The following is a 25,310-nucleotide window of genomic DNA, read 5'->3' as shown; positions in this document are numbered from 1 at the left end:
TGCCTCATGCGCAGTCCAGCCTTGGAACCCCTTACAGCAGGATTGCGTCGATTTTTCCCGTGTCTTTACAAGCAAGACCGCAACAATGGGTGCAGTGCAGCGCTCAACCCGCCTTCGTTGCCATCAGCCCGGCAAAATCGAAGAGCTTGGGGTCCATGAGATGCGACGGATCGACATGGGCGAGCGCTCTCAGCATCGCATCCTTGCGGCCCGGCATCTTTGCTTCGATCCCGGCCAGCATCTCCTTCATCGCATTGCGCTGAAGCCCGTCCTGGGAGCCGCAAAGGTCGCAAGGGATGATGGGGAACTGCATGGCCTGGGCAAAGCGCGCCATATCCTCTTCAGCGGCATAGGCCAGCGGGCGCATCACGAAGAGATCCTTCTCGTCGTTGAGCAGCTTCGCCGGCATGGCCGAGAGCCGGCCGCCATGGAAGAAATTCATGAAGAAGGTTTCGAGGATATCCTCGCGGTGGTGGCCGAGCACCAGGGCATCACAGCCCTCCTCACGCGCGATCCGGTAGAGATTGCCACGACGCAGCCGCGAACAGAGCGAGCAATAGGTGCCGCCGCTCGGCACCTTTTCCTTCACGATCGAATAGGTGTCGCGATATTCGATCCGGTGCTTCACCCCAATCGAGGCGAGATATTCCGGTAAAACGTGTTTGGGAAAATTCGGCTGACCCTGGTCGAGATTGCAGGCGATGAGTTCGACCGGCAGCAGACCGCGCCATTGCAGATCGAGCAGGATGGCCAGCAGGCCGTAGCTGTCCTTTCCGCCGGAGAGACCGACCAGCCAGCGTTGCTGGCCCTTCAGCATATCGAAATCGGTGAGCGCCTGGCGCACCTGCCGTATAAGCCGCTTGCGCAGCTTGTTGAACGACACGGAGCGCGGCGCATTGGCAAAGACCGGATGCACGGTCGACAGGTCGAGCTCGTCCTCGCCGTCGAGCGCGGCGGCATTCTGACTATCGATCGTGTTCACGAGGTTCATCTGCGGCTCCGGCCTCGGCGGCAATTCCGCCTTGCAATGCCTGTTGCGGCCCTGAAGATCAAGTCCCGAAGACGGACCACCCGGTTCGGGTGGCCAGCATTTCGAGTGCGGCCGAACCGAGCGCTGAATTGCCGACCTTGTTGAGGCCGGGGGACCAGACCGCAATCGAGGCCTTGCCCGGCGCCACCGCAAGGATGCCGCCGCCGACGCCGGACTTGCCAGGCAGGCCGACCTGATAGGCGAAATCGCCAGAACCATCATAATGCCCGCACATCAGCATCAAGGCATTGATGCGGCGCGCACGCTTCGGCGAGACGACCGAGAAGCCCGTCAGCGGATTGGTGCCCCTGTTGGCGAGGAACAGGCCCGCATGGGAAAGCTGGACGCAGGACAGCGCCAGCGCGCACTGGTGGAAGTAAACACCGAGCGTGTGTTCGACCGGGTGATCGAGATTGCCGAAGCCACGCATGAAATTGGCCAGCGCGAAGTTGCGGTAACCCGTGCGCTGCTCCGACTGGGCGACCTTCTCGTCGATCGATAGTGTCTCGTCATCGGCGAGGTAGCGCATGAAGCGCAGATATTCGCCGATCGCCTCGCGCGGCTTGTGCCCTGCCAGGACCATGTCGGTGACCACGATTGCGCCGGCATTGATGAAGGGATTGCGCGGGATGCCATGCTCGTGTTCGAGCTGGACGATGGAATTGAAGGAGGAGCCGGAGGGTTCGCGGCCGACGCGCTTCCAGATCGATTCGCCCGCCTTGCCGAGCGCCAGTGTCAGCATGAAGACCTTGGAGATACTCTGGATCGAGAAGGCCGTGTCGGCGTGGCCTGCCTTGAAGGTCTGGCCATCGACGGTGGTGATCGCGATGCCGAACTGCTTCGGCTCCACCCGGGCGAGCTCCGGAATGTAGTCGGCGACCTTGCCCTCCCCAAGGCGCGGCTCGAGCGCGGTGACGATCTCGTCGGCGATCAGCTGCAGATCCATCTCGTTTCCTTCAACCGCGTTTGTGCCGCGTCATCTTCCCCAGGCAGCGCTGCACTGCAAACAGAAAAAGCCGCCCCGAAGGGCGGCTTTCCACAAATCCGTCTCGCGAGCAATTAGCGCGAGTAGAATTCGACGACCAGGTTCGGTTCCATGATGACCGGGTACGGAACATCCGACAGACCAGGAACGCGAACGAAGGTAGCAACCATCTTGTTGTGGTCGACTTCGATGTAGTCAGGAACGTCACGCTCGGCGAGCGATACGGATTCCAGAACGGTGACCATCTGCTTCGACTTCTGACGAACTTCGATGACGTCGCCAGCCTTGCAGCGGTAAGAACCGATGTTGACGCGAACGCCGTTAACCGTGACGTGGCCATGGTTGACGAACTGGCGGGCAGCGAAGACCGTCGGTACGAACTTGGCGCGGTAGACGATGGCGTCCAGACGCGACTCGAGCAGGCCGATCAGGTTTTCGCCGGTGTCGCCCTTGCGGCGGTTGGCTTCGTCGTAGGTGGCGCGGAACTGCTTCTCGCGGATGTCGCCGTAGTAGCCCTTGAGCTTCTGCTTAGCGCGCAGCTGCACGCCGAAGTCGGAAAGCTTGCCCTTGCGGCGCTGGCCGTGCTGGCCCGGGCCGTATTCGCGGCGGTTTACCGGGGACTTAGGACGGCCCCAGATGTTCTCGCCCATACGGCGGTCGATTTTATACTTGGAAGATGCGCGCTTGCTCATCCGTATTTCCTTTTCAACAGGTTAGAGCGGTTTGTTGCCAAACCGCTTAAGGAAACACGCCCTCCTCTGAACCTCCTTCTGAGAGGTTCTGACAGGCTTCTCACGTCAGCGAACGGAGAAAACCACGGGACATGTCAAAACAAACACCGGGCATTTCGGCCCGGCGTTGGTGGGGTCATTAGTGGCAAGAGACCGACAAGTCAAGCGGAAGGCGACGTTTTGATGACAGGCCAGGCTCCATCACACAGCATGGTCGATGGCGCCGACGGAGACACAACCATTGATACCCAACCCGTTTCGCGCTTTACTCACCGAAGCAAGATGGGACTACAGCGGCTTTCTAGCACGATGGAGGGGCATCATGGCATTTTACAAGACATTGCGCGACGAACGGACCTATCCCCGCGGAAAGGATCGTCCAGGCCAGGCCGGCTGTATCGCCGAGCGCATTCTTCGGCTGCGTGCGCTGCTGAACAGCAGGATCACCACGGCGCGCCGGCCCAATTCACTGATCATCGGCTCGTGGAACATTCGTCACTTTGACGGCGGTCGGCTGCGCCTCAACGAAAGCATGCACTATATTGCCGAAATCATAGACCATTTCGACATCTGCGCCATCCAGGAGGTCAAGGACATTGCCTCGATGGAGCGCCTCATGCGGCTGCTCGGGCCCAACTGGACCTATTTCATCAATGACAGCTCCGGTTCAGGCCGCGGCAATTACGAGCGCATGGCTTTTGCCTACAATCGCAATCGCGTTTTCTTCCGCAATCTGATCGGGGAAATGGTCTTTTCCAAGGGCGCCCTGCCCGGTGATGAGCAGATTGGTCGCACACCCTTCTTCGCAGCCTTCCAGGCCGGTTGGTTCCGCTTCACCCTCTGTTCGACCCATATCGTATTCGAGGAGAAGGAAAACCGCCCGCTGCGAGAGGACGAGATCCGCGTCATCGCCGCCGAACTCACCAAGCGTGCGAAGGCCACAGACGAAGTCCATATCATGCTCGGCGACATGAATATCGTTGATCTCGAGGACCCGGGCGGGAAAGCCCTGCTCGACAACGGGTTCAGCGTCTCGCCACTGCCGCCATCCTCGCTCGATGGAAAGAAAGCCTATGACCAGATCGCCTTTACCGGCCCCCTGGACAGCGAAAACCTGCTCCGGGGCGACATCATACCCTGGCACGAGGCAGTCTACACAACGTCCGAGGCGGCCAGCTATGCGGCCATGGCTGCAGATCCTGCTGTTGCCGCCCTGCCTGCGGGGACCTATCCGCAGACGGAGAAGGCCTTCTCCACCTGGCGTACGCACGAGATCTCGGACCACCTGCCGGTCTGGATCGAACTGCGGACAGACTTTTCCGAAGCCTATCTGAAGGAAACGGCTGACCTGAAGCCCGGCCAGTGAACAGCCAGCCCAACGCCAGCGCCCGACCCATCGATGCTTACCGGGCATCGCGGACCCCTTTTAGTCGTGCCAAATCCGGTTCTTCCGAGACTTACCCCCTGACACACGGGGGCAAGTGGTCTATCCAAGGCACGTCCCATCCCGTCGCACAGGTCCAGATTACTTCATGATTGGTCGATCCCCATTCCGCTTGGCGTCATTCGCCGCCCTGCTTCTCAGCCTCCTGGCAGCCGTCACGCCGGCAGCTGCAGAGACCCAGAAACCCGGCCACGCCCATATCCTCGTCGATGCGGGAACCGGTGCGATCCTGGAAGCGGAAAACGCCGACAAGGTTCTCTATCCGGCATCGCTGACCAAGATGATGACGCTCTACCTCACCTTCGAGGCGCTGCATTCCGGCCGTTTCGACTGGGACCAGCGACTGGTCATCTCGAAGAATGCCAATGACAAGGAGCCCTACAAGTTCGCAGTCGGCGCCGGCAATACGATCAGCGTCCAGGAAGCGGTCATGGGCATGGTCGTTCTGTCCACCAACGACGCGGCAACGGCCGTCGCCGAAACCCTTGGCGGTTCGGAAGAAGCCTTCGGTCAGATGATGACATCGAAAGCCCGCGAACTCGGCATGACGAATACCGTCTTCACCAATCCGTCTGGCCTGCCCGACCCGCGTCAGGTGACGACGGCCACCGACATGGCAAGGCTCGGCCTTGCGCTGCTGCGCGACTTTCCCGAAGAATACAAACTCTTCGCCTCGCGCGGCATGACCTTCCGCAGCATGAAGTTTCGCGGCCACAATGCGTTTCTGGCGCAGTATCCCGGCGCCGAGGGCATCAAGACCGGCTTTACCAATGCGTCGGGCTACAACATCGTCACCTCGGCCAGCAACGGCAACCGCCGCCTGATCGGCGTGGTGCTGGGTGCCGACAGCGCCAATGCCCGAACGCAGGAAATGATCACGCTCTTTGACCGCCATCTGGGCACTAAAGTCAGCCAGTGATCCGCAGGAATACTAGGAAAGGCCTAGCCCATGACCGAGACCGTTCTCGACCGCTTCCTCCGCTATGTCGTCATCGACACGCAGTCCGATCCGGCCTCCGACGCGCAGCCGTCGACGGAAAAGCAGAAGGACCTGGGGCGCGTTCTGGTCGCCGAACTCCTGGCGCTTGGTCTCACCGACGCCCATCTCGACGAACACGGCAATGTCTATGCGACGATCCCGGCCAACACAGCCAAGGATGTACCCGTCATCTGCTTCTGCAGCCACATGGACACGGCGCCCGACTTCACCGGCACGAATGTGAAGCCGCAGCTGGTGCGCAACTACCAGGGTGGCGACATCACGCTGACGGGTGACACGAGCCAGGTTATCCGCGTTGCCTCCCATCCGCAGCTGAACAGCCAGATCGGCAACGACATCGTCACAACCGACGGCACCACCCTGCTCGGCGCCGACGACAAGGCAGGTGTCGCCGAGATCATGACGGCGGCCGCCCATCTCATGGCCAACCCGCACATTCCGCATGGCACCATCAAGATCCTCTTCACGACCGACGAAGAAATCGGCCGGGGGGCCGACAAGGTGGATCTGCAGAAGCTCGGCGCCCGCTTCGCCTATACCCTCGACGGCTCGACGGTCGGCGAGATCGAGAACGAGACATTCTCGGCAGACGGCGTGAGCATCGAGATCACGGGCGTCGCCATGCATCCGGGTTATGCCAAGGGCAAGATGGAGAATGCGATCAAGGCTGCAAGCGACATCGTCGCCCGCCTGCCCCGCGATATCGCGCCGGAGACCACGGAGGGCCGTCAGGGCTTCATCCACCCCGTCGACATCGCGGGCAGCATGGAAGCGGCCAAGCTTCAGCTCATCATCCGCGACTTCACCGAAGCCGGCCTGAAGGAAAAGGAAGATTTGTTGCAGGAGATCACCCATGAGGTGATGGCCACCTATCCTGGCTCGACGCATAGCTTCACGGTGAAGCACCAGTACCGCAACATGAAGGAGGTCCTCGATCACCATCCGGAGATCATGGACAACCTCGAGGAAGCTGTCCGCCGCGTCGGTCTCGAACCGGTCCGTCACAGCATCCGAGGCGGCACCGACGGCTCGCGCCTCTCCTTCATGGGCCTGCCCTGCCCCAACATATATACCGGCGGCCATGCCTATCACTCGCCGCTCGAATGGGTGAGCGTTCAGGATATGGAAAAGGCGGTCGAGACGATCGTCGCACTGGTGAAGGTCTGGGAAGAGCGAGCGGCCTGAAAGTAACAAGGCCTCGTGAAACGGCACTTTTCCTTTGCACCCCAAGCGAAATCGTATTTCTATAATATATAATTTAGAGGACGATGTATGAGTGCGTGACTTCTATGATCTGGAAGTGATTTTGACTTATTCTCAATCTTTTCTCTCTACCCAACGAAGACTGTATTGCTGAACAGCATTCTTCGTCGGGATGAGATTAATGATTTTGGACTATCTGTTTCGCTCGTTGCGCGGCCGCTTCACTGTTCTGGCTGTGGTTGGCTTCACCCTAGGTTTGACCGCCGTTGCGCTCGTCGGTGCCGCCTTCATGGAAAGCGCCATGAAGCAGGAAGCCGAAAAGTCTGCCCGCGGGCTTCTGCTGCAATATGCCAACGACATCCGCGCCGATATCTCCCGGACCTCGGCAGTTTTGCAGGGCGTCAGTCACGCTGCGGAAGCGGTTGCCGCGACGGATAAACCGAACCGAGACTTGCTGGGCGATATTCTCGATCGTGCCGTCAACGCGGAAAAAGGCTTGCTCGGCGTGAGCCTCGTCTTCGAACCACAGAAGCTGGACGGAGAGGACGAGAAGTTCATCAATCACCCCAATGCCGAGCTGCGCAGCGGTCGCTTCGCGACCTACCTCTACCGCACGGGTGGACAGCGCGTCGAAATCGAAAAGCTGGATATGGCCGACGAGGCAGCGAAGATCTGGTACCAGGAACCGATGAAAGCGGGCAAACCGCTGATTACCCCCGCCTATACGGACCTGATTGAAAATGTCGAGACGATGATCACCACGATCACCTCGCCTATTCGGCGGGGCGACGAGTTGATCGGTCTTGCCGGCACGGACTTTAACCTGAGCGACATTTCACGCCGAGTCGGAGAATTGAAGCCATTCGGCACCGGTGCGGTCTATCTGGCCGATGCTTCCGGCCTGTGGCTGGCACATACAGATAAATCACTGCTGGCAAAATCTGTGGAAGACAGCACTTTCCTCAGTCTGGGACAGAAGGCATCGGCCGCCAATATCGCAGATATCACCGACGAGAACGGCATCTACCATGCCTCCGTGAAGATCAGCTTTCCCGGGCTGGATGAGCAATGGACACTGATGCTGTCTGCGCCGAGTGCAGATATGGTCGTGGCCGCCCGCGACGCAAGAAACAAGATGTTGGTGTTCGGCGCAATCGTCGCCCTCGTGGCTATGGCACTTGCCGCCATCGCGGCAACTCGCTTCATTGGCCCGATTTCAACCATGACGACCGTCATGAACCGCATCGCAGCGGGCGATTATGGCGTCACCATACCCTTCACGCAGCGAAAGGATGAGATCGGCGCGATGGCGGGCTCCATCGCAGTGTTCCAGCTGGCAGCCGTCCGCAATCAGCAACTGGAGAAGGAAGCGGGAGACGCGCGCGAACGGATGGAGCAGGAGCGCCAGCACGCTCAGGCACTGGCAGAGGCAGAAGCCGCGGAGAAGCTTCGCATTGCCACTTCAGGCCTCGCAGCAGGTCTGAAACGCCTGTCCTCGGGCGATCTGGCCTTCAGCCTGACAGAGCCCTTCGCGCCGGATTTCGAAGCGCTGCGCCATGACTTCAACCATTCGGTCGCGCAATTGGCCGAAACACTGATCGCCATCATTGACGGCGTCGCCTCCATCGATGAAGGCGCAAGTTCGATCAACGAAGGTGCGAACGACCTTTCAAAGCGCACAGAGCAACAGGCAACAGCCCTGGAGCAAACCGCGGCCGCGATCGAGCAGATCACGACCAACGTCAAGAGCGCGTCGCAACTCACGGAAGAAGCCCGCCGTGTTGCGCGCGAAGCCAATGACGACGCCAGCCGCTCAGGCGTCATCGTCACCAAGGCCGAAGACGCCATGAAGGCAATTGAGGCTAGCTCCTCGAAGATCTCGAGCATTATCGGCGTGATCGACGAGATCGCCTTCCAGACGAACCTGCTTGCGCTCAATGCTGGCGTCGAGGCGGCACGTGCTGGCGAAGCGGGCAAGGGCTTTGCGGTTGTCGCTCAGGAAGTCCGAGAACTGGCCCAGCGCTCAGCCAATGCTGCGAAGGAAATCAAGGCGCTGATTACCACCTCCGGCAAGCAGATTGGCGAGGGCGTTGATCTTGTCCGTCAGACGGGCAATTCCCTGACCGAGATCTCCGACTATATCGGCCAGATCAACGAGCACATGGAATCGATCTCCACCTCGTCGCGCGAGCAGTTTACCGGGCTCGCCGAAGTCAATTCCGCCATCAACGAGTTGGATCAGACAACCCAGCGCAACGCCGCCATGGTTGAGGAAACCACCGCCTCCGTCGGCTCGCTGGCGAACGAATCGGACCGTCTTCAGACACTGGTGCGCCGGTTCATTCTGCCGCAACAGGCGCGGATGCGCCGCGCAGCCTGATCATTCTGCTGCGTGCTGATCAACGACGGAGGCCGCAGGCTCATCATCGATCGCATCCGGGGCGCCGGGTGCGGTCTGCACCTCCAGATCCGGGAAGGCGACGATGCGCTTGCCGGCAAAGTCGGTGTGAACAACCACCAGACCCTGCTCCTCGAAATAACCGAGTAGACGGCGCGCACGACGGGCTGAATGCGTGCCATAGGCGCGCGCGATGCGCTGGTCGGACGGGCATTCCTCGTTGCGCAGCGCTGCCTTGGCAAGCAGCAGGAACACACCCTGCAAATCGTCTGAGACGCGAACAGAGAGCGACAGCGCCGTCTGCCATCCCTCGCTTTCGGCCGTCTCTTCATCGACCCCGGCCCGCGTAATCGCCACCCGGCGGCGGAACTCGCCCATCGGCATCGGCGGACCGGAAACGCGGCGCATACGGGCGCGCACCAGGAATTCCTGATAGAGCACGCTGTCGGTCCGATAGGCGGCCTGCGGGTCACCGAGGATTTCGGAGAGCACAGCCGAGAGGCGGTCTTCGCGCTCTTCGGCGGACATTTCGGCGCCCCGCATCGGCGATTCGCTCGGCGCAGGCGCCGTCGAGGCCGGTGTTGAACGCGAGAGTTCGGCCAGGATATCTGTCGTCGGACGCGGCGCAGGCGGCGCGCGGCGCACGATCGGTCGGGTGAATTCCTCAGGATCGGGCGTGAAGATCAGGTCCTCAACATCCTGAGGCGCATCCGGCAGCGGCATCAGCATGGGCGAGGACGAGCGCGCCGATGTTTCCACGGCACCGATGACGATCGGCAGCGGCCGGCGCGACATGGCGGGGCCCAGCGCCACGAAATTGCCGCGCTGCAGATCGCGGAACATTTCTGCCTGGCGGCGGTCCATGCCGAGCAGGTCGGCCGCACGCGCCATGTCGATATCGAGGAAGGTTCGGCCCATCAGGAAGTTGGAGGCTTCCGCCGCGACGTTCTTGGCAAGCTTTGCCAGACGCTGCGTGGCGATGACACCGGCAAGCCCGCGCTTACGGCCACGACACATCAGGTTGGTCATGGCACCAAGCGACATCTTGCGCGCATCTTCCGAGACATCGCCGCCGACAGCCGGCGCAAACATCTGGGCTTCGTCGACCACGACCAGTACCGGATACCAGAATTCACGATCGGCATCGAAAAGACCGTTGAGGAAGGCGCCGGCGGCACGCATCTGTTGTTCGACGTCGAGACCTTCGAGCGTCAGCACGCAGGAGACGCGGTGACGGCGGATACGGTCGGCGATACCCGCAAGTTCTGCCTCGGTGCGCTCGCCGTCGACGACGACATGGCCATACTTGTCCGAGAGCGTGACGAAGTCGCCTTCAGGATCGATGATGACCTGCTGCACCCACTGGGCAGACTGTTCGAGCAGACGGCGCAGCAGATGCGACTTGCCCGAGCCGGAATTGCCCTGCACGAGCAGACGGGTCGCGAGAAGCTCCTCGATATCGAGCTTGGCAGGCTGACCGCCCTGCACCGTTCCCATATCGATTCCGACCTTCAATGGCGGTATCCTCAATTCGTGTGTTGAACCGTAGTCCCTAACAGACTTGGGCATCCCCGTGTGGCTTACATCCGCGAAACCCACAGGGAAGTCAGGTTTTCACGCGGAGTGACCGCGACGCAGGAGCCCGGCTAGCAGCATGCTGAGTAGCAGCGGAGGCAGAAGCATGGCAAGCCCGCTGCGCAGACCTGAAAGTTCTGCGACAAAACCGATCATCGGTGGCCCGACCAGAAAGCCGAACAGCGCAATGAAGCTCAGGATCGCCACATTTTCTGCAGCCGGACGGTCTCCGAGATCGGCAGAGGCCGTGACGGCAAGCGGAAAGCCGACCGACACGCCGAGACCGACGCAGCCGAGCCCCAGATAAACGATGGCCGTCATGGGTGCGACGACGACAAGCAGCATTCCGACCAGCGAGAAAGACAGGCAGACCCGCGCCAGGACGACAGGCCCGAAGCGTTCCTTGGCCGCATCGCCAAGAAAACGCCCGACCGAGACCATCATGGCGAAGACCACATAGCCCATGCCGGTCGCCATGCCTGATGTTGAAAAGACATCCTTGAGATAGACGGCCGACCAGTCGGCGACGGCCCCTTCGGTCATCGTGATCCCAAAGACGAAGAGACTGATGCCAAGGATACCAGGGCTCGGCAGCCGCCAGGATGATCGTGGCTGCGTTTCGGCAACCGGCACCTCATGCACTGGCAGGGCGCGGCAGACAAAAAAGGCAACTGGCACCAGGAGCAGCGACAGCAATCCGATGGCTAACGCGGGCGATGTGTGAAGTGCCAGAAAGCCTGCACCGATCAAACTGCCTGTCATGATGCCGAGGCTCCAGAAGCCGTGGCAACGGTTCATGATCGACGCGCTCCCACGCTTCTCGATAATGTCGGCCTCGACATTGAGACCGAGTTCAATGGTCGAGAGACCGATGCCGAGCAAGACGAGGAGCAGGAAGAGCGAGACGATGTCGGGCGCTGCGACCGGCAAGGGGACGAGCGCGAGGAAAACCGGGAAACCATAGAGCAGCGTATTCCGGCTGCCGATCCTCCCGACCAACTGCCCGGCAAATGGCAACATCAGCAGGATGCCCGTGGGCAAACCGAGAAGCGCGATCGCGAGCTCGGCCGGCCCAAGCGCCAGTCGCTCCTGCACGCCGGGGATCTGCGGCAACCAGCTGCCAAAGGCAATCGGCTGCAGGAAAAAGGCGGTCATGATGGCGGGCTTGGGGGGCATGGGAATACCGGGATGCTGCAGGGAAGAAACGGCGGAGCAAGAGACATTCGGCGAGCCTTGCCGATTCGCATAGAAGACCAGTGCCGAGAATGGTCTGTTCACCGACAATAAACTGCGGCCCGGGACATCAGCGATGCCCAGGCCGCGTCCGATCAGGGTCGGATATCCCAAAGCGACGGACGCCGTGGCAAAACCAGATCGTCTTCCTCTGGCAATCCGATATCCCGCCGCATCTGCGGTGACAGATGAACCGCGAGATTGCGGATTTGCCTGCGCCGAAAGCTTGCGCCGACCAGGGCAGCCAATAGCCGCCATGAACCAAAGCGTTCGAGCAGTTCGTCCATCCGCTTTGCGAGCGGGATTTCAACTAAAGATTGATTTTCGTGCATGACTTGTCCGTCCCGGAACGCAGCTGCGCCCAGGTCCTTTCGGTGATGAAAAGCGACGTGGGCCGAGCGGACGGACGCGTTCAAACGCGCAGACAGCAAGTCACGTCAGGATGGTGGAAAAACGCCGGAAAAGGCAGGAAATATGACTGTTCAGACAGTCATCGGGTGGATCGAACGGTGGTGGAAACTCCCACGCACGTCGATGGCACCGATCCGCCAGAGAGGCGCGTACGCATTGTAAAATGAAACATCTGTCGCCTCCTGTTGTTCGTGTTGCGGATGATGGGAACATGCCACGCAAAAAAGCCTCCGGCAAGATCGCAATTCGAGATTGCAAATCTTGCCGAAGACCGTTGCCGATATGCAACAAATTGTCGCAGGTGTGCTGATCGCCTCAGGCGTCGGTGGGTCGCACGGGTGAGACCAGCAGTTTGTCGATGCGCCGGCCGTCGAGGTCGATGACCTCGAAATGCCAGTCGCCCTTCGTGAAGGTCTCGCCGAGTTCCGGGATACGCTTCAACTCGTCGAGCACGAAGCCGGCGATCGTGGTGTAGTCCGGATCCGGATCGATCGGCACGCGGATCACATCGATGAATTCGTCGACGGGTGTCCAACCGGCGACGAGATAGGATCCGTCAGCGCGCTGCACCATGGCCTGCTCTTCAGTCTCGTCCTGACTGAAGGCGCCGGTAATGGCTTCCAGGATATCGCCGCTGGTCACGATCCCTTCGAAATGGCCGTATTCATCATAGACCAGAACCATGTGCAGCGAAGTGCGGCGGAGCGAGGCGATGATATCGGTCGCCTTGGCAAGGTCAGAGACGACGGGGACGTCGCTCACCAGTTCGGAGAGGCTGAACGGGCCACCTTCCGCCAGGCGCTCATAGAGCTTCTTGGTCGGCAGGACCCCAGCGATCTCATCCGAATCGCCAATGCGAACAGGGATACGCGAATGGGGAATGTCCCTCAGCTTCTCCCGGATCTCGTCGAGCGTGTCGTCAAGGTCGAGCATCTGCACATCGCGGCGCGGTGTCATCAGGCCGCGTGCCTGGCGGTCGGCAAGACGCATCACGCCGGAGAGCATGGCCGATTCGCTGGTCTCGATGACGCCTGCGCTATGGGCCTCGGCAAGAACCGTGCGGATTTCTTCGTCCGTCACCTTGCCGGTGCCTTCACCGCTCTGTCCGAGCAGCGACAGGACAAGCTTTCCGGATCCGTTGAGCAGGAAAACCAGGGGGGCAGCGACCTTGGACAGGACAGACATCGGGACCGCGACGCGCACGGCAACACCTTCGGCATCGCGCAGCGCCACCTGTTTGGGCACGAGTTCGCCAACGATCAGCGAGAGATAAGTGATGAGAACGACGACGGTGCCAACCCCGATTGGATCCGCAAGACCGACGGACAGGCCCTGGGCCTGCAGCCAGCCCGACAGACGGGCACCGAGCGTGGCGCCCGAGAAGGCACCGGAGAGAACGCCCACCAGGGTAATGCCGATCTGGACGGTTGACAGGAAGCGACCGGGATCTCCGGCCAGTCTGAGCGCAGTTTCTGCTCCCCGGCTGCCCTGCTCAGCAAGCACCTTCAGGCGCGCGGGTCGGGCAGAGACGACTGCAAGCTCGGACATGGCGAGTACGCCGTTGAGCACGGTCAGGAAAAGAACAATCGCAATTTCGGTAAACAACTAAGGGGACAAGGCTCCTCTACACCGGCTGAACGTCCGGCAGCCCCGCATAGGTAGCACGCCGGACCCCGACCAAAAAGGTCATTAGCCGAAAAAGGGCGTGGAGACGGGTTTCACGGACAGGCCCATGCCCTGCATCAGCCGGCGCGTGGAGAAATCCTGGCTGCCGGAGGTGAACACCGCAAAGTCGAAATCCTCCGGGTGCTCTGCACCCTCGACGAGCGGAACCAGCCGGCGCGCCTGCCGTGCAATCGCTTCTGCAGGGTCGAGCCAGTCGACCGGCCAGGGCGCGAGCCGACGGAAGACATTGGCGAGAAACGGGTAATGGGTGCAGGCGAGCACGACGATATCGGTGCGAGCCCCGTCCTTGTCGACGAAACAGGGTGCGATCTCGGCAAGCACGGCCTGATCATCAAGCGCCTCACCCCGGATATAGGCCTCGGCCATGCGCGCAAGGTTCTCCGAGCCCACGAGGCGGACATGGCATTGCGAGGCAAAGGACTGGATGAGATCGCGTGTGTAGGCGCGCTTCACGGTCCCAGGCGTCGCCAGCACCGAGACGAGCCCGGAGCGCGTGCGCTCTGCCGCCGGCTTGATCGCTGGCACCGTGCCGATGAAGCGCATCTCCGGAAAGTGCTGGCGAAGATCAGCACCCGCAAGCGTGAAGGCGGTATTGCAGGCGACAATGACCGCCTCGGGATTGTAACGCTCGAAGAGGTCTTCAAAGAGCCGGACGATCCGCGCCTTCAGGGGCTCCTCTTCCCAACCGCCATAGGGGAAGCCGGCGTCGTCGGCCACATAGATGAAGCCGCGCTCCGGCATCAAGAGGCGCGCCTCGCGCAGCACGGTGAGACCGCCGATGCCCGAATCGAAAACCAGGATCGGCTTTAAGCCGTCCGTGTCGCTGTTACTTGCCGGAACCTTCGTCATCAGATCCATCTTCCGCCACCACAGCCTTTACCGACGCATTGATCTGGCCTGGCCGCGAAAATCGGTCGAGCGAGTTGATCACGCCGCGCACCACATGGATTTCGGGTGTCGTGAAGGCTCGCCTAGTGAACACAGCGCGCAGATTGTCGATCATTCTCGGCTTTTTGCTGGCGGGGTGAAAATAACCTCTGACCTCGAGCGCCTGTTCCAGATGCTCGAACATGCCGACGACCTCTTCCTTCGTCGCCTGTGGCTGCTCCGGCGCATCGAACGGCACGGAATGCAGATCCTCGATGTCGGACTTCATCCATTCATAGGACATGAGAAGCACCGCCTGGGCGATGTTAAGCGAGGCAAACGCCGGATTGACCGGAAAGGTGACGATTTCATCGGCCAGCGCCACATCTTCGGTGGAGAGGCCAGACTTCTCGCGTCCAAACAGGATCCCCGTCTTCTCGCCCGTGCGAAACTTCTGGCGAAGGGTCTCGGCGGCGGTAACCGGCGAGCGCACCGGCTTGAAGCCATCCCGGAAACGGGCTGTCGTCGCATAGACAAAGTTGAGATCGGCGATGGCCTCTTCGAGCGTATCGAAGACCACCGTACCGTCGATCACGTGATCGGCCTTGGCTGCTGCAGAGCGGGCCTTCTCGGATGGCCAGCCGTCGCGCGGATTGACGAGACGCAGCTCAGCCAGGCCGAAATTGGCCATGGCGCGCGCCACCATGCCGATGTTTTCGCCGAGTTGCGGCTCAACCAGAATGATTGCCGGCCCTTCGGCCAGCATGATGCGCTCGCTGTTCGTCCCTGCCATGATCTGCCCTTGTATGAGTGTGGGCCACCCATTGGCATAAAATCGTCAGGGCGCAAAGGGGTTGCACCGGCAAGGAAGCCGTGGAACGGCGTTGCGCCCGGTGAGTCTCGTGCAGAGAAACGGCGCGCCAGAGCTCAGAGCCCGCCTTGCGCCTTCAAGTCCTGCTTGATCGAGGAGCCATTCTGTCCGTCGACCACGGGGTAGAAATCGTCGATGACCGTCCGACCGTCCTCGTCAACGACCTCGAACATCAGGATCGTTTGGACCTCGTAGTCAGGGCCTTCGCCCATGCAACGACGATTGTTGAAAAACGCGGTCACCTGCCCCTCCCCGTCGTCCTCCAGATGGATATTCTCGAAGGGGCAACCATCCTGCCCCTGGGCAATCGGGTCGTAGTCGAAGGGATAGCCGGTCGTCTCGCCTTCGGGCGGATCGAAGGGCGGGTTCTTCGATGCCGCCTCGAATGCCCGCGCGAAATCCTCGCTGAACAGTCGGTCCAGTCGATCCACGCTGAAGACGTCCTCCGCCGGCTCGTCGATCGTGTTGTCCCAACTGCGGGCCGCCGCCTCTATGATTTCCCGAACCGGAGCCTTCATGTCGGCTGTCGCGACACCAGGCGCGACCGATACGAAAAACAGGCCAAGGACGAAGGCTGCAGACAGGGGTTTCATGGGAGACTCCGAAGGATCTGATCGACACTTTGCTTTTAGCCGCAAATCGGGCGTCTCCCGCAACCAAGTTTGGGGCAAAACGCACGTCGAAAGTCTGAACCTAGAATTTACCGGAAGACACCCTCTCCTGTTTGCCTTGTAACGAGAGAATGTTATAGGCAGGCCATCGGCAGAGCGCCCTCCCCGCGCCTGCGCGTCAGGCAAAAACTCGTGAGGATATTCATGACCAAGATCAAGGTAGCCAACCCGGTGGTCGATCTCGACGGCGACGAGATGACCCGCATCATCTGGCAGTTCATCAAGGACAAGCTGATCCTGCCCTACCTGGATCTCGACATCGAATATTACGACCTCTCGGTCGAAAACCGCGACGCAACCAATGACCAGGTAACCATCGACGCCGCTCACGCCATCAAGAAGCACGGCGTCGGCATCAAGTGCGCGACGATCACCCCGGACGAACAGCGCGTCAAGGAATTCAACCTCAAGGAAATGTGGAAGAGCCCGAACGGCACGATCCGCAACATCCTCGGCGGCGTGATCTTCCGCGAGCCGATCATCTGCAAGAACGTACCCCGCCTCGTTCCCGGCTGGACCAAGCCGATCGTTGTCGGCCGTCACGCTTTCGGCGACCAGTACAAGGCGACCGACTTCAAGTTCCCCGGCAAGGGCAAGCTGACGATCAAGTTCGTCGGTGAAGATGGCGAAGTCATCGAGAAGGAAGTCTACAACGCACCGGGCGCCGGCGTCGCCATGGCGATGTACAACCTCGACGAATCGATCCGCGAATTCGCCCGCGCCTCGATGATGTACGGCCTGATGCGCAAGTGGCCGGTCTACCTGTCGACCAAGAACACCATCCTCAAGGCCTATGACGGCCGCTTCAAGGATATCTTCGAAGAAGTCTACCAGACCGAGTTCAAGGCGAAGTTCGACGAAGCCGGCATCGTCTACGAACACCGCCTGATCGACGACATGGTCGCTTCTGCTCTGAAGTGGTCCGGTGGCTACGTCTGGGCCTGCAAGAACTACGATGGCGACGTTCAGTCGGATACGGTTGCTCAGGGCTTCGGCTCGCTCGGCCTGATGACCTCGGTTCTCTTGTCCCCCGATGGCCGCACCGTCGAAGCCGAAGCCGCCCACGGTACGGTTACGCGTCACTACCGCCAGCACCAGAAGGGTCAGGAAACTTCGACCAACTCGATCGCATCGATCTTCGCCTGGACCCGTGGCCTCGCTCACCGCGCCAAGCTGGACGACAATGCCGATCTGGCCAACTTCGCAACGACGCTGGAAAAGGTCTGCATCGACACGGTTGAAGCCGGTTACATGACCAAGGACCTGGCGCTGCTCATCGGTCCGGATCAGCCGTGGCTCTCGACCACAGCCTTCCTCGACAAGGTCGACGAAAACCTGAAGAAGGCCATGGCCGCCTGATCGGCAGCCAAAGCCTGAAATTTCAGAACCCGGTCACGGCAACGTGGCCGGGTTTTCTGTATCGGGAAGTGCGTCGCCGGCATCCACCTCGGCAAAGCGTTTGCGGATCTCCGCCCCCAGACGGCGTCCGGAGATGTGATAGCCGGAGAGCGGCAGATCGTAGCTGTCGAGACGATCCGGATCGTCTTCATCGAGATAGTCGATATCGATCACCCAGCGGCCGGCCACGCGGCGCTGTGAAAGCTCGACGATGGAGGCCCAGGCAATCCGGCGCTCGGTTCTGAGATCAATCAGTTCCTCGTTGTTGAGCTCGACCACGGGCCGCATCGCCGCAACCAGGCCCTGCCAACCTCGGCGGAACCCCAGGATGCCGATCGCGAACAGGAGCAGATAGACGAAGGTCATCAGGCTTGCCCAACCGCCGCCGAGCAGGCTCGCCAGGAGCCCGCCGAATGCTACGGACAGAATGACCGCACCGCCTGCAGCCCAGAGCACCGCAAGGCCGCGGCGCGGATAGATCATCAGGGTGGGATAACTCGTCTCGGTCTTCATGATCTATCCATAGGGAGAATTCTGCCCCTCGAAAAGCCGGCAGATCGCACTCAGCGACTGTATCCCTTTGGCCATGTTGTCAAATGCGCGGACTCAGAGTCCAATGGCTGAAGAGACGCGGCAGAGGGGCGACCGCGTTCACCACCCGGCAATCGCGATCAACATGGCAGATGTCATCCTTCCCAAAACGATCAGCGTCTTCCGCGAAGGCTATGGTCTTGCGCGCCTGAAGGCCGATACGCTTGCGGGACTGACGGTGGCAATTGTCGCCCTTCCGCTTTCGATGGCAATCGCCATTGCCTCGGGCGTGACGCCGGACCGCGGGCTCTATACGGCGATCATCGGCGGCTTCATCGTCTCTTTGCTCGGCGGCAGCCGCCACCAGATCGGCGGACCGGCCGGTGCCTTCATCGTGCTCGTCAGCATGACGGTTGCGACCCACGGCATTGAGGGACTGTTGCTGGCAACCGCCATGGCCGGAGTGATGCTGATCGCCTGCGGGCTTCTGAGGCTCGGCGACTATATAAAGTTCATTCCCTATCCCGTCACTGTGGGCTTTACCGCCGGTATTGCGGTCATCATCTTCGCAAGCCAGATCGGCGAACTGCTTGGGCTGACCTTCGCCGAGGGGGAGCCCGGCCCGCTTGCCGAGAAACTAGGCGCCATCGCCAATGCCCTGCCGAGCGTGTCACCGGCGGCGGCCGGGATTGCCGGCCTCACCATCGCGATCATCCTTGTGCTGCGCCACTACCGTCCGTCCTGGCCGGGACTGCTGATCGCAGTGATCGTCGCCTCGGCGATCGCTGGGATGCTTCAACTGCCTGTCGCGACCATCGGCTCCAAGTTTGGCGGCATACCCTCGGGCCTGCCTCTGCCGGCGCTGCCGAACGTCACAGCGGAACTGGCCATTGCCGTCCTGCCGGACGCCATCGCTTTTGCACTGCTCGGCGCGATCGAATCATTGCTCTCGGCCGTGGTGGCCGACGGCATGACCGGACGCAGGCATCGCTCCAACACCGAACTCGTGGCGCAGGGAACCGCGAACATTGCCTCGGCCCTGTTCGGCGGCATCTGCGTCACAGGCACGATCGCACGCACCGCGACCAATGTCCGCGCCGGGGCGACGAGCCCCGTCTCCGGCATGCTGCATTCGGCCTTCCTGCTCGGCTTCATGCTGGTCGCAGCTCCGCTCGCCGCCTTCATACCGCTCGCGGCCCTAGCCGGCGTGCTCGCGGTCGTCTCCTGGAACATGGTGGAGAAGTCGGCGATCGCAGCCCTCGTTCGCTCATCGCGCGGCGAAGCACTCATTCTCGGCGTCACCTTCCTTCTGGTGGTCTTCCGCGACCTGACGGAAGGCATCGTCGTCGGCTTCTCGCTTGCAGCACTGCAATTCATCCACCATATGTCGAAGAGCATAAGGGTGACGGCGGAAGGGCCGGAAAAGCCGCTGGATGCGACGGATGCCGATACCGTGACCTACCGGCTGGATGGGGCCTTCTTCTTCGGCGCCGTGGCCGCCGCCGGCGCCGTGCTTGATCGCATCGGCGACGACCACCGCAATCTTATCCTCGATTGCACCGGCATCCAGTTCGTCGACACTTCGGGAGTAAACCTGCTGACCAGCGTCATCCGCAAGGCCGTCCGGCAGGGTGTCGAGGTTTACCTCGTCACGGATCGACCGGAACTGAAGACCATGCTCCACCACCACGAAGCACCAGAACATGGATTAACCTTCGTTCGCACGATGGGCGAAGCGCGCGAGGCGCTCGCCCGACGCGAGGCAGCCCACAATCCCTGAGGCTTTTCAGGCGGCAGAACGGGGTGCTGATGTCACCGGCTCGCCCATCGACGACTCGGGGTGAAGCTCCAGCCGCTCGCCTGGATCTTGATCTGCCGTCGCCCAGGTGAGGCAATTGCGCCCTGCCTTTTTCGATCCGTAGAGCGCTTTGTCGGCACTGGCGAGAGCACGCGAAAAATCAAGCGGGCCCGAAGGAAGGGATACGGCACCGATGCTGACCGTGACACCCGGCGACGACGCTAGATCATCGGTCGCGATCGTACTCACCCCGCGTCGCAGGTCCTCCAGCAACTGCGGATGCCGCATAGCTATATAGGCAGGTAGATAAATACCGAACTCCTCGCCTCCGAGCCGTCCGACGATAACGCCGTCGGGCAACTCACGGGACAGGAACCGACCAAGCTGCATGAGGACAAGATCGCCGGCCGCATGTCCGTAGGTGTCGTTGATCGACTTGAAGTGATCGGCATCGACGACCGCAAGCACGGCACCCGGGCCGGATCCGCCAAACCCGGCACGTGCCTTGGCGACAGCCTCCATGAAGGCCCGCCTGTTGGACAGCGATGTCAGCACATCCGTCTCGGAATCCCGCTTGTAGCGGCGCGTCGCCCGCTCATGCACCATGGCGAACACCGCGAGAGCGCCAACCAGCCCCTGTACGAAGAAACCGAAGTTCATGGTGCCGTACCAGAGCGGCGCATGGCCGGCGACGAGGTGCACCGGCTCGATCAGCTGCAGCGGAAACCGGATGACATAGGCCGCGCCATGGGTGCCGAACGCAACGATAGCAATGAGCCGGGCCGGCAGAGGCTCCCGCCGCTGCCCAGACAGAAGAATGGGAATGCAGAGGAAGGAGTAACCGGCATAAAGGATCGATGCCACCAGGATGCGGATGCCGAGATCTTCTGCAAAAAATGGGAACGCAAACAGACAAAGCCAGAGGACAGCGCCCGCCGCCGCGATGATACCGCTGCCCTTGCGCGTTTCGCCTTCGAACGCCAGACAACCCAGCCAGATCAGGCCGATGCTGTAAATGCCCAAGCCATTGCCCAGGCCGAGCGCGACGATAGGTGGCGCGAGTTCGCGCAGGCTGACCAGCACCATTCCGAGCGCGCCGGCGGAGAAGCCGAGCGACCAGAACCCGAGCGCACGATTGTCACGCTCATGCACCCAGAGAAGGGTGAGAAAGCCGGATACGATGATCAGCGTTGCCGCAAGGCACACAGTGAGCGTGGGAATGTGAAAGACTGCAGCCAAGTCGACAACCTCGATGATGCAACAGTCGTAGTCCACAAGGTTGAAGAATCCGCAAAATCTATCGGTAAATCTCGATAATCGACAATAAAAAAGGCCGGGCATTGCCCGGCCTTGATCCGATCAAACCGCGAGAGGTCAGCCCAGCACGGCCTCGACAGCCGCAATCGCAGCATCGGCCTGAGCCCCATCGGGACCGCCGGCCTGGGCCATGTCGGGACGTCCACCGCCACCCTTGCCACCAAGAGCAGTAGAAGCGACGCGGACGAGATCGACAGCGCTGTGGCGGGCAGCAAGATCCGGGGTGACGGAGACGACAGCACTTGCCTTGCCGTCTTCAGCCACAGCGATCAGCACGACGACCGCTGTTTCCAGACCGGCCTTTGCCTCGTCTGCCATGCCCTTGAGGTCCTTGGCGTCGATGCCGGCAAGCACACGGCCGATGAAGTTGATGCCGTTCACCTGCTTCGGCGCCTCAGCGCCACCACTCGCACCACCGCCCATGGCGAGCTTGCGCTTGGCTTCCGCCAGTTCCTTTTCGAGCTTGCGGCGTTCGTCCACCAGCGCCTCGACGCGGGCGACGACATCCGTCGGCTGCACCTTGAGCGTCGAAGCCAGCGTCTTGACGCGCTCGTCCTGCTCGGCGAGATAGGCGCGAGCCGCCTCACCGGTCAGGGCTTCGAGACGGCGCACACCGGCCCCGACGGCGCTTTCGCCGACCAAGCGCACCAAACCGATGTCGCCGGTCGCCGACACATGCGTGCCGCCGCAAAGTTCGATCGAATAGGCCTTGCCGGCCTTCTCGCCGCGAACCGCAGTGCCCATCGATACGACACGAACTTCGTCACCGTATTTTTCGCCGAAGAGCGCCATGGCGCCCTCCGCGATCGCGTCGTCGACGGCCATCAGGCGGGTCGTGACCGGCGCGTTCTGGATGATGATTTCGTTTGCCATCTCTTCGACGATCTTCAACTCTTCGGCCGAGATCGGCTTCGGATGAGAGATATCGAAGCGAAGACGCTCGGGCGCCACGAGCGAACCCTTCTGAGCGACATGGGTGCCGAGCACGTCACGCAGTGCCTCATGGAGAAGGTGCGTGGCGGAATGGTTGGACCGCAGGCGCGAGCGGCGGGCATGGTCGACGTTGAGCGAAACCGCGCCACCAGCCGTCACGATGCCGTTCTGGACGGTCGCGACGTGGACGAAGACGCCCTCGCCCTTTTTCTGGGTATCGCTGACGGCGAGCGAATAGCCTTCACCGACGATCTCGCCGGTGTCGCCCATCTGGCCACCGGACTCGCCGTAAAACGGCGTCTGATTGACGACGATCTGAACCTCTTCACCGGCGCTCGCCTTTTCGACGACCTTGCCGTCCTTGACGATGGCCAGCACCTGGCCTTCGGCAGTTTCAGAGCTGTAGCCGAGGAATTCGGTCGCGCCGAATTTTTCCTTGAGCTCGAACCAGACGGTCTCCTGGGCCTTGTCGCCGGAGCCGGCCCAATTGGCGCGCGCCTCGGCTTTCTGGCGCTGCATGGCATCATTGAAGCCGGTCAGATCGACGCCGATTTCCCGGCCGCGCAACGCGTCCTGGGTCAGGTCGAGCGGGAAGCCATAGGTGTCGTAGAGCTTGAACGCGGTCTCGCCGTCGAGGCTGTCGCCCTTGTCGAGCGTCGCGGTCGCGTCGGAGAGCAGCGTCAGGCCGCGCTCCAGCGTCTTGCGGAAACGGGTTTCTTCGAGCTTCAGGGTCTCCGAGATCAGGGACTCGGCACGGCCCAGTTCCGGATAGGCGCGACCCATCTGCTGCACCAGAACCGGCAGCAGCTTGTAGATGATCGGATCCTTGGCGCCGAGAAGCTGCGCATGGCGCATGGCGCGGCGCATGATGCGGCGGAGCACGTAGCCGCGGCCTTCGTTCGACGGCAGAACGCCATCGGCGATCAGGAAGGCCGACGAGCGAAGGTGGTCGGCGATGACGCGGTGGCTGGCGCGGCGCTCGCCCTCGGCCTTGACCCCGGTGAGATCGACGGAAGCATCGATCAGGGCGCGGAAGAGGTCGATGTCATAATTGTCGTGCTTGCCCTGCAACAGGGCGGCAACGCGCTCCAGTCCCATGCCGGTGTCGATCGACGGGCGCGGCAGGTTGATGCGCTCTTCCTTCGTCACCTGCTCATACTGCATGAAGACGAGGTTCCAGATCTCGATGAAACGGTCACCGTCTTCTTCCGGCGAGCCCGGAGGGCCACCCCAGATATGGTCGCCGTGATCGTAGAAGATTTCCGAGCAGGGACCGCAAGGACCGGTGTCCCCCATGGCCCAGAAATTGTCGTTGGTCGCGATGCGGATGATCTTGTCGTCGGAGAGCCCGGCGATCTTCTTCCACAGAGCGTGGGCCTCGTCATCGGTGTGATAGACGGTGACCAGCAGGCGGTTCCGGTCGATGCCGAATTCCTTGGTGATCAGGTTCCAGGCAAGCTCGATCGCACGCTCCTTGAAATAGTCGCCAAAGGAGAAGTTGCCGAGCATTTCGAAGAAGGTGTGGTGGCGGGCGGTATAACCGACATTGTCGAGGTCATTGTGCTTGCCGCCGGCGCGCACGCATTTCTGCGCGGTCGCAGCGGTCGAATACGGACGCTGTTCGAGACCCGTAAAGACGTTCTTGAACTGCACCATGCCGGCATTGGTGAACATCAGTGTCGGGTCATTGCGCGGCACCAGCGGGCTGGAGGAAACGACCTCGTGACCGTTCGTCTTGAAGTAATCGAGAAAAGTCGACCGGATGTCGTTTACACCGCTCATGTCACGCCCTTCATTCAGGCCGGGAAGCCGGCCAATTTGCAAAATCAATGGCTTTTATCGCCCGGCTTCTTCCCTGTCCAGCAGCCGCAACGAAAACGGCCGCGCCTCCAGGGAAACGCGGCCGGCAAAACTTTCAGATAAAGGCCAAACGCCTTACGCGTCGTCGGCACCATCGCCGTCATTGGCATCCGGTCCGCCATTCTGCAGGAACTTTTCCGCAATCAGACCGGCATTCTGGCGCAACGCCATCTCGATTTCCTGAGCCACGGGCGGATTGTCGCGCAGGAAGAGCTTGGCGTTTTCACGACCCTGGCCGAGACGCTGGCTGTTATAGGAGAACCAGGCCCCCGACTTCTCGACGATGCCGGCCTTGACGCCGAGGTCGACGAGTTCGCCGGTCTTCGACACGCCTTCGCCATACATGATGTCGAATTCGACCTGCTTGAAGGGCGGCGCCATCTTGTTCTTGACGACCTTGACGCGGGTCTGGTTGCCGACAACCTCTTCGCGATCCTTGACCGCGCCGATACGGCGGATGTCAAGGCGCACAGAGGCGTAGAACTTCAGCGCGTTACCGCCGGTCGTCGTTTCCGGCGAACCGAACATGACGCCGATCTTCATGCGGATCTGGTTGATGAAGATCACCATGGTCTTCGAGCGCGAGATCGAGGCGGTCAGCTTGCGCAGCGCCTGGCTCATCAGACGGGCCTGCATGCCCGGCAGGCTGTCGCCCATTTCGCCTTCGATTTCGGCGCGCGGGGTCAGCGCTGCAACCGAGTCGACGACGAGAACGTCGATCGCGCCGGAGCGCACCAGCGTGTCGGTGATTTCAAGCGCCTGTTCGCCGGTATCAGGCTGCGAGATCAGGAGGTTCTGCAGGTCGACGCCGAGCTTGCGGGCATAGATCGGATCAAGCGCGTGTTCAGCGTCGACGAAGGCGCAGATGCCGCCCTTCTTCTGGGCCTCTGCAATCGTCTGCAGCGCAAGCGTCGTCTTACCCGAGCTTTCCGGGCCGTAAATTTCAATGATGCGCCCCTTCGGCAGACCGCCGATGCCGAGCGCGATATCGAGGCTGAGCGACCCCGTCGAGACCGTCTCGACTTCGACCACGCTCTCGTTCGCGCCGAGCTTCATGATCGAGCCCTTGCCGAACGACCGTTCGATCTGCGAGAGCGCCGCTTCCAATGCCTTGCTTTTATCCACCGATTTGTCCTCTACAAGCCGCAAAGAATTCTGTGCCATTTGATCCACCTTTAGGTTATTGAGGCCGCATAGGCAATGAAGCCGCCGATGGGGAATATGTACACTTTTTGTTCTCATTTTGCAAGAGCATGCGAAGTGGTTGTTTCGAAACCATTTTTGCAAGAGTGTTCGAGAGATGTTCCACCATATCAGCGGTTAGCGATATGGGAACGGCGGGGCCCGCATGCTGCAGCCTTGAGAACC

Annotated in this window: 20 protein-coding genes; 6 read left to right on the top strand and 14 right to left on the bottom strand. The window is 61.2% G+C overall.

Features of this window, described 5'->3' with window-relative positions; all coding sequences use genetic code 11:
* Positions 1-103: 103 nt before the first annotated feature.
* The 3 genes from ttcA to rpsD all read right to left on the bottom strand — a co-directional run bounded on the left by ttcA (position 104) and on the right by rpsD (position 2,707).
* Positions 104-991 (bottom strand): tRNA 2-thiocytidine(32) synthetase TtcA, encoded by an 888-nt coding sequence (gene ttcA, locus AC02Y0_RS07105; RefSeq protein WP_476383256.1) that lies wholly within the window; start codon positions 989-991, stop codon positions 104-106.
* A 58-nt stretch (positions 992-1,049) separates the two neighbouring features.
* Complete coding sequence (locus AC02Y0_RS07100; RefSeq protein ID WP_102020229.1) at positions 1,050-1,976, bottom strand: glutaminase; 927 nt, start codon at positions 1,974-1,976, stop codon at positions 1,050-1,052.
* 113 nt (positions 1,977-2,089) lie between these two features.
* Complete coding sequence (gene rpsD / locus AC02Y0_RS07095; RefSeq protein WP_102020230.1) at positions 2,090-2,707, bottom strand: 30S ribosomal protein S4; 618 nt, start codon at positions 2,705-2,707, stop codon at positions 2,090-2,092.
* Between the two features lie 361 nt (positions 2,708-3,068).
* Here rpsD and AC02Y0_RS07090 point away from each other — a divergent pair, with 361 nt between their 5' ends.
* The 4 genes from AC02Y0_RS07090 to AC02Y0_RS07075 all read left to right on the top strand — a co-directional run bounded on the left by AC02Y0_RS07090 (position 3,069) and on the right by AC02Y0_RS07075 (position 8,773).
* The gene (locus AC02Y0_RS07090; RefSeq protein ID WP_476383255.1) at positions 3,069-4,112 is read left to right on the top strand and encodes an endonuclease/exonuclease/phosphatase family protein; all 1,044 of its coding nucleotides are present in this window, start codon (positions 3,069-3,071) and stop codon (positions 4,110-4,112) included.
* A gap of 166 nt (positions 4,113-4,278) precedes the next feature.
* On the top strand, positions 4,279-5,109 hold the full coding sequence (locus AC02Y0_RS07085; RefSeq protein ID WP_476383253.1) for a D-alanyl-D-alanine carboxypeptidase family protein: 831 nt from the start codon (positions 4,279-4,281) through the stop codon (positions 5,107-5,109).
* A gap of 30 nt (positions 5,110-5,139) precedes the next feature.
* Positions 5,140-6,375: a peptidase T gene (gene pepT / locus AC02Y0_RS07080; RefSeq protein ID WP_476383252.1), complete on the top strand. Its 1,236-nt coding sequence runs from the start codon at positions 5,140-5,142 to the stop codon at positions 6,373-6,375.
* 199 nt (positions 6,376-6,574) lie between these two features.
* Complete coding sequence (locus tag AC02Y0_RS07075; RefSeq protein WP_476383251.1) at positions 6,575-8,773, top strand: methyl-accepting chemotaxis protein; 2,199 nt, start codon at positions 6,575-6,577, stop codon at positions 8,771-8,773.
* Here AC02Y0_RS07075 and AC02Y0_RS07070 read toward each other — a convergent pair whose 3' ends face one another.
* The 7 genes from AC02Y0_RS07070 to AC02Y0_RS07040 all read right to left on the bottom strand — a co-directional run bounded on the left by AC02Y0_RS07070 (position 8,774) and on the right by AC02Y0_RS07040 (position 16,027).
* Entirely contained in the window at positions 8,774-10,306 is a 1,533-nt protein-coding gene (locus AC02Y0_RS07070; RefSeq protein WP_476383250.1) for a helicase HerA domain-containing protein, read from the bottom strand.
* A gap of 99 nt (positions 10,307-10,405) precedes the next feature.
* A complete protein-coding gene (locus AC02Y0_RS07065; protein ID WP_476383249.1) occupies positions 10,406-11,542 on the bottom strand; it encodes an MFS transporter in 1,137 nt (378 codons plus the stop codon).
* 152 nt (positions 11,543-11,694) lie between these two features.
* Positions 11,695-11,931, bottom strand: coding sequence for a DUF1127 domain-containing protein (locus AC02Y0_RS07060; protein WP_476383248.1), 237 nt, complete (start codon positions 11,929-11,931; stop codon positions 11,695-11,697).
* A gap of 394 nt (positions 11,932-12,325) precedes the next feature.
* On the bottom strand, positions 12,326-13,615 hold the full coding sequence (locus AC02Y0_RS07055) for a hemolysin family protein (RefSeq protein WP_476383247.1): 1,290 nt from the start codon (positions 13,613-13,615) through the stop codon (positions 12,326-12,328).
* An 84-nt stretch (positions 13,616-13,699) separates the two neighbouring features.
* The gene (gene murI / locus AC02Y0_RS07050) at positions 13,700-14,545 is read right to left on the bottom strand and encodes a glutamate racemase (protein ID WP_476383246.1); all 846 of its coding nucleotides are present in this window, start codon (positions 14,543-14,545) and stop codon (positions 13,700-13,702) included.
* Positions 14,523-15,356 carry an RNA methyltransferase gene (locus tag AC02Y0_RS07045; protein ID WP_476383245.1) on the bottom strand — a complete coding sequence of 278 codons (834 nt, stop codon included), beginning with the start codon at positions 15,354-15,356 and terminating at the stop codon, positions 14,523-14,525. The genes murI and AC02Y0_RS07045 overlap by 23 nt, the downstream gene beginning before the upstream one ends.
* A 134-nt stretch (positions 15,357-15,490) precedes the next feature.
* Positions 15,491-16,027 carry a hypothetical protein gene (locus tag AC02Y0_RS07040; protein ID WP_476383244.1) on the bottom strand — a complete coding sequence of 179 codons (537 nt, stop codon included), beginning with the start codon at positions 16,025-16,027 and terminating at the stop codon, positions 15,491-15,493.
* A 222-nt stretch (positions 16,028-16,249) separates the two neighbouring features.
* Here AC02Y0_RS07040 and AC02Y0_RS07035 point away from each other — a divergent pair, with 222 nt between their 5' ends.
* Positions 16,250-17,464 (top strand): NADP-dependent isocitrate dehydrogenase, encoded by a 1,215-nt coding sequence (locus tag AC02Y0_RS07035; RefSeq protein WP_102020240.1) that lies wholly within the window; start codon positions 16,250-16,252, stop codon positions 17,462-17,464.
* A 33-nt stretch (positions 17,465-17,497) separates the two neighbouring features.
* Here the strand turns inward: AC02Y0_RS07035 and AC02Y0_RS07030 are convergent, their stop codons facing one another.
* The gene (locus AC02Y0_RS07030) at positions 17,498-18,016 is read right to left on the bottom strand and encodes a hypothetical protein (RefSeq protein WP_476383243.1); all 519 of its coding nucleotides are present in this window, start codon (positions 18,014-18,016) and stop codon (positions 17,498-17,500) included.
* 163 nt (positions 18,017-18,179) lie between these two features.
* Here AC02Y0_RS07030 and AC02Y0_RS07025 point away from each other — a divergent pair, with 163 nt between their 5' ends.
* A complete protein-coding gene (locus AC02Y0_RS07025; protein WP_476383981.1) occupies positions 18,180-19,814 on the top strand; it encodes a SulP family inorganic anion transporter in 1,635 nt (544 codons plus the stop codon).
* Between the two features lie 6 nt (positions 19,815-19,820).
* Here the strand turns inward: AC02Y0_RS07025 and AC02Y0_RS07020 are convergent, their stop codons facing one another.
* From AC02Y0_RS07020 to recA, 3 genes are all read right to left on the bottom strand, one after another.
* The gene (locus AC02Y0_RS07020; protein ID WP_476383242.1) at positions 19,821-21,071 is read right to left on the bottom strand and encodes a GGDEF domain-containing protein; all 1,251 of its coding nucleotides are present in this window, start codon (positions 21,069-21,071) and stop codon (positions 19,821-19,823) included.
* A gap of 135 nt (positions 21,072-21,206) precedes the next feature.
* Positions 21,207-23,864, bottom strand: a complete 2,658-nt coding sequence (gene alaS, locus AC02Y0_RS07015; RefSeq protein ID WP_476383241.1) for an alanine--tRNA ligase — start codon at positions 23,862-23,864, stop codon at positions 21,207-21,209.
* Between the two features lie 153 nt (positions 23,865-24,017).
* Entirely contained in the window at positions 24,018-25,106 is a 1,089-nt protein-coding gene (gene recA, locus AC02Y0_RS07010) for a recombinase RecA (RefSeq protein ID WP_102020243.1), read from the bottom strand.
* Positions 25,107-25,310 lie beyond the last annotated feature (204 nt).

The organism is Allorhizobium sp. nf9_anc, from assembly GCF_056323085.1.
Note: the sequence above shows the minus strand (reverse complement) of the source record. Positions and strands in the feature narration are given on the sequence as shown.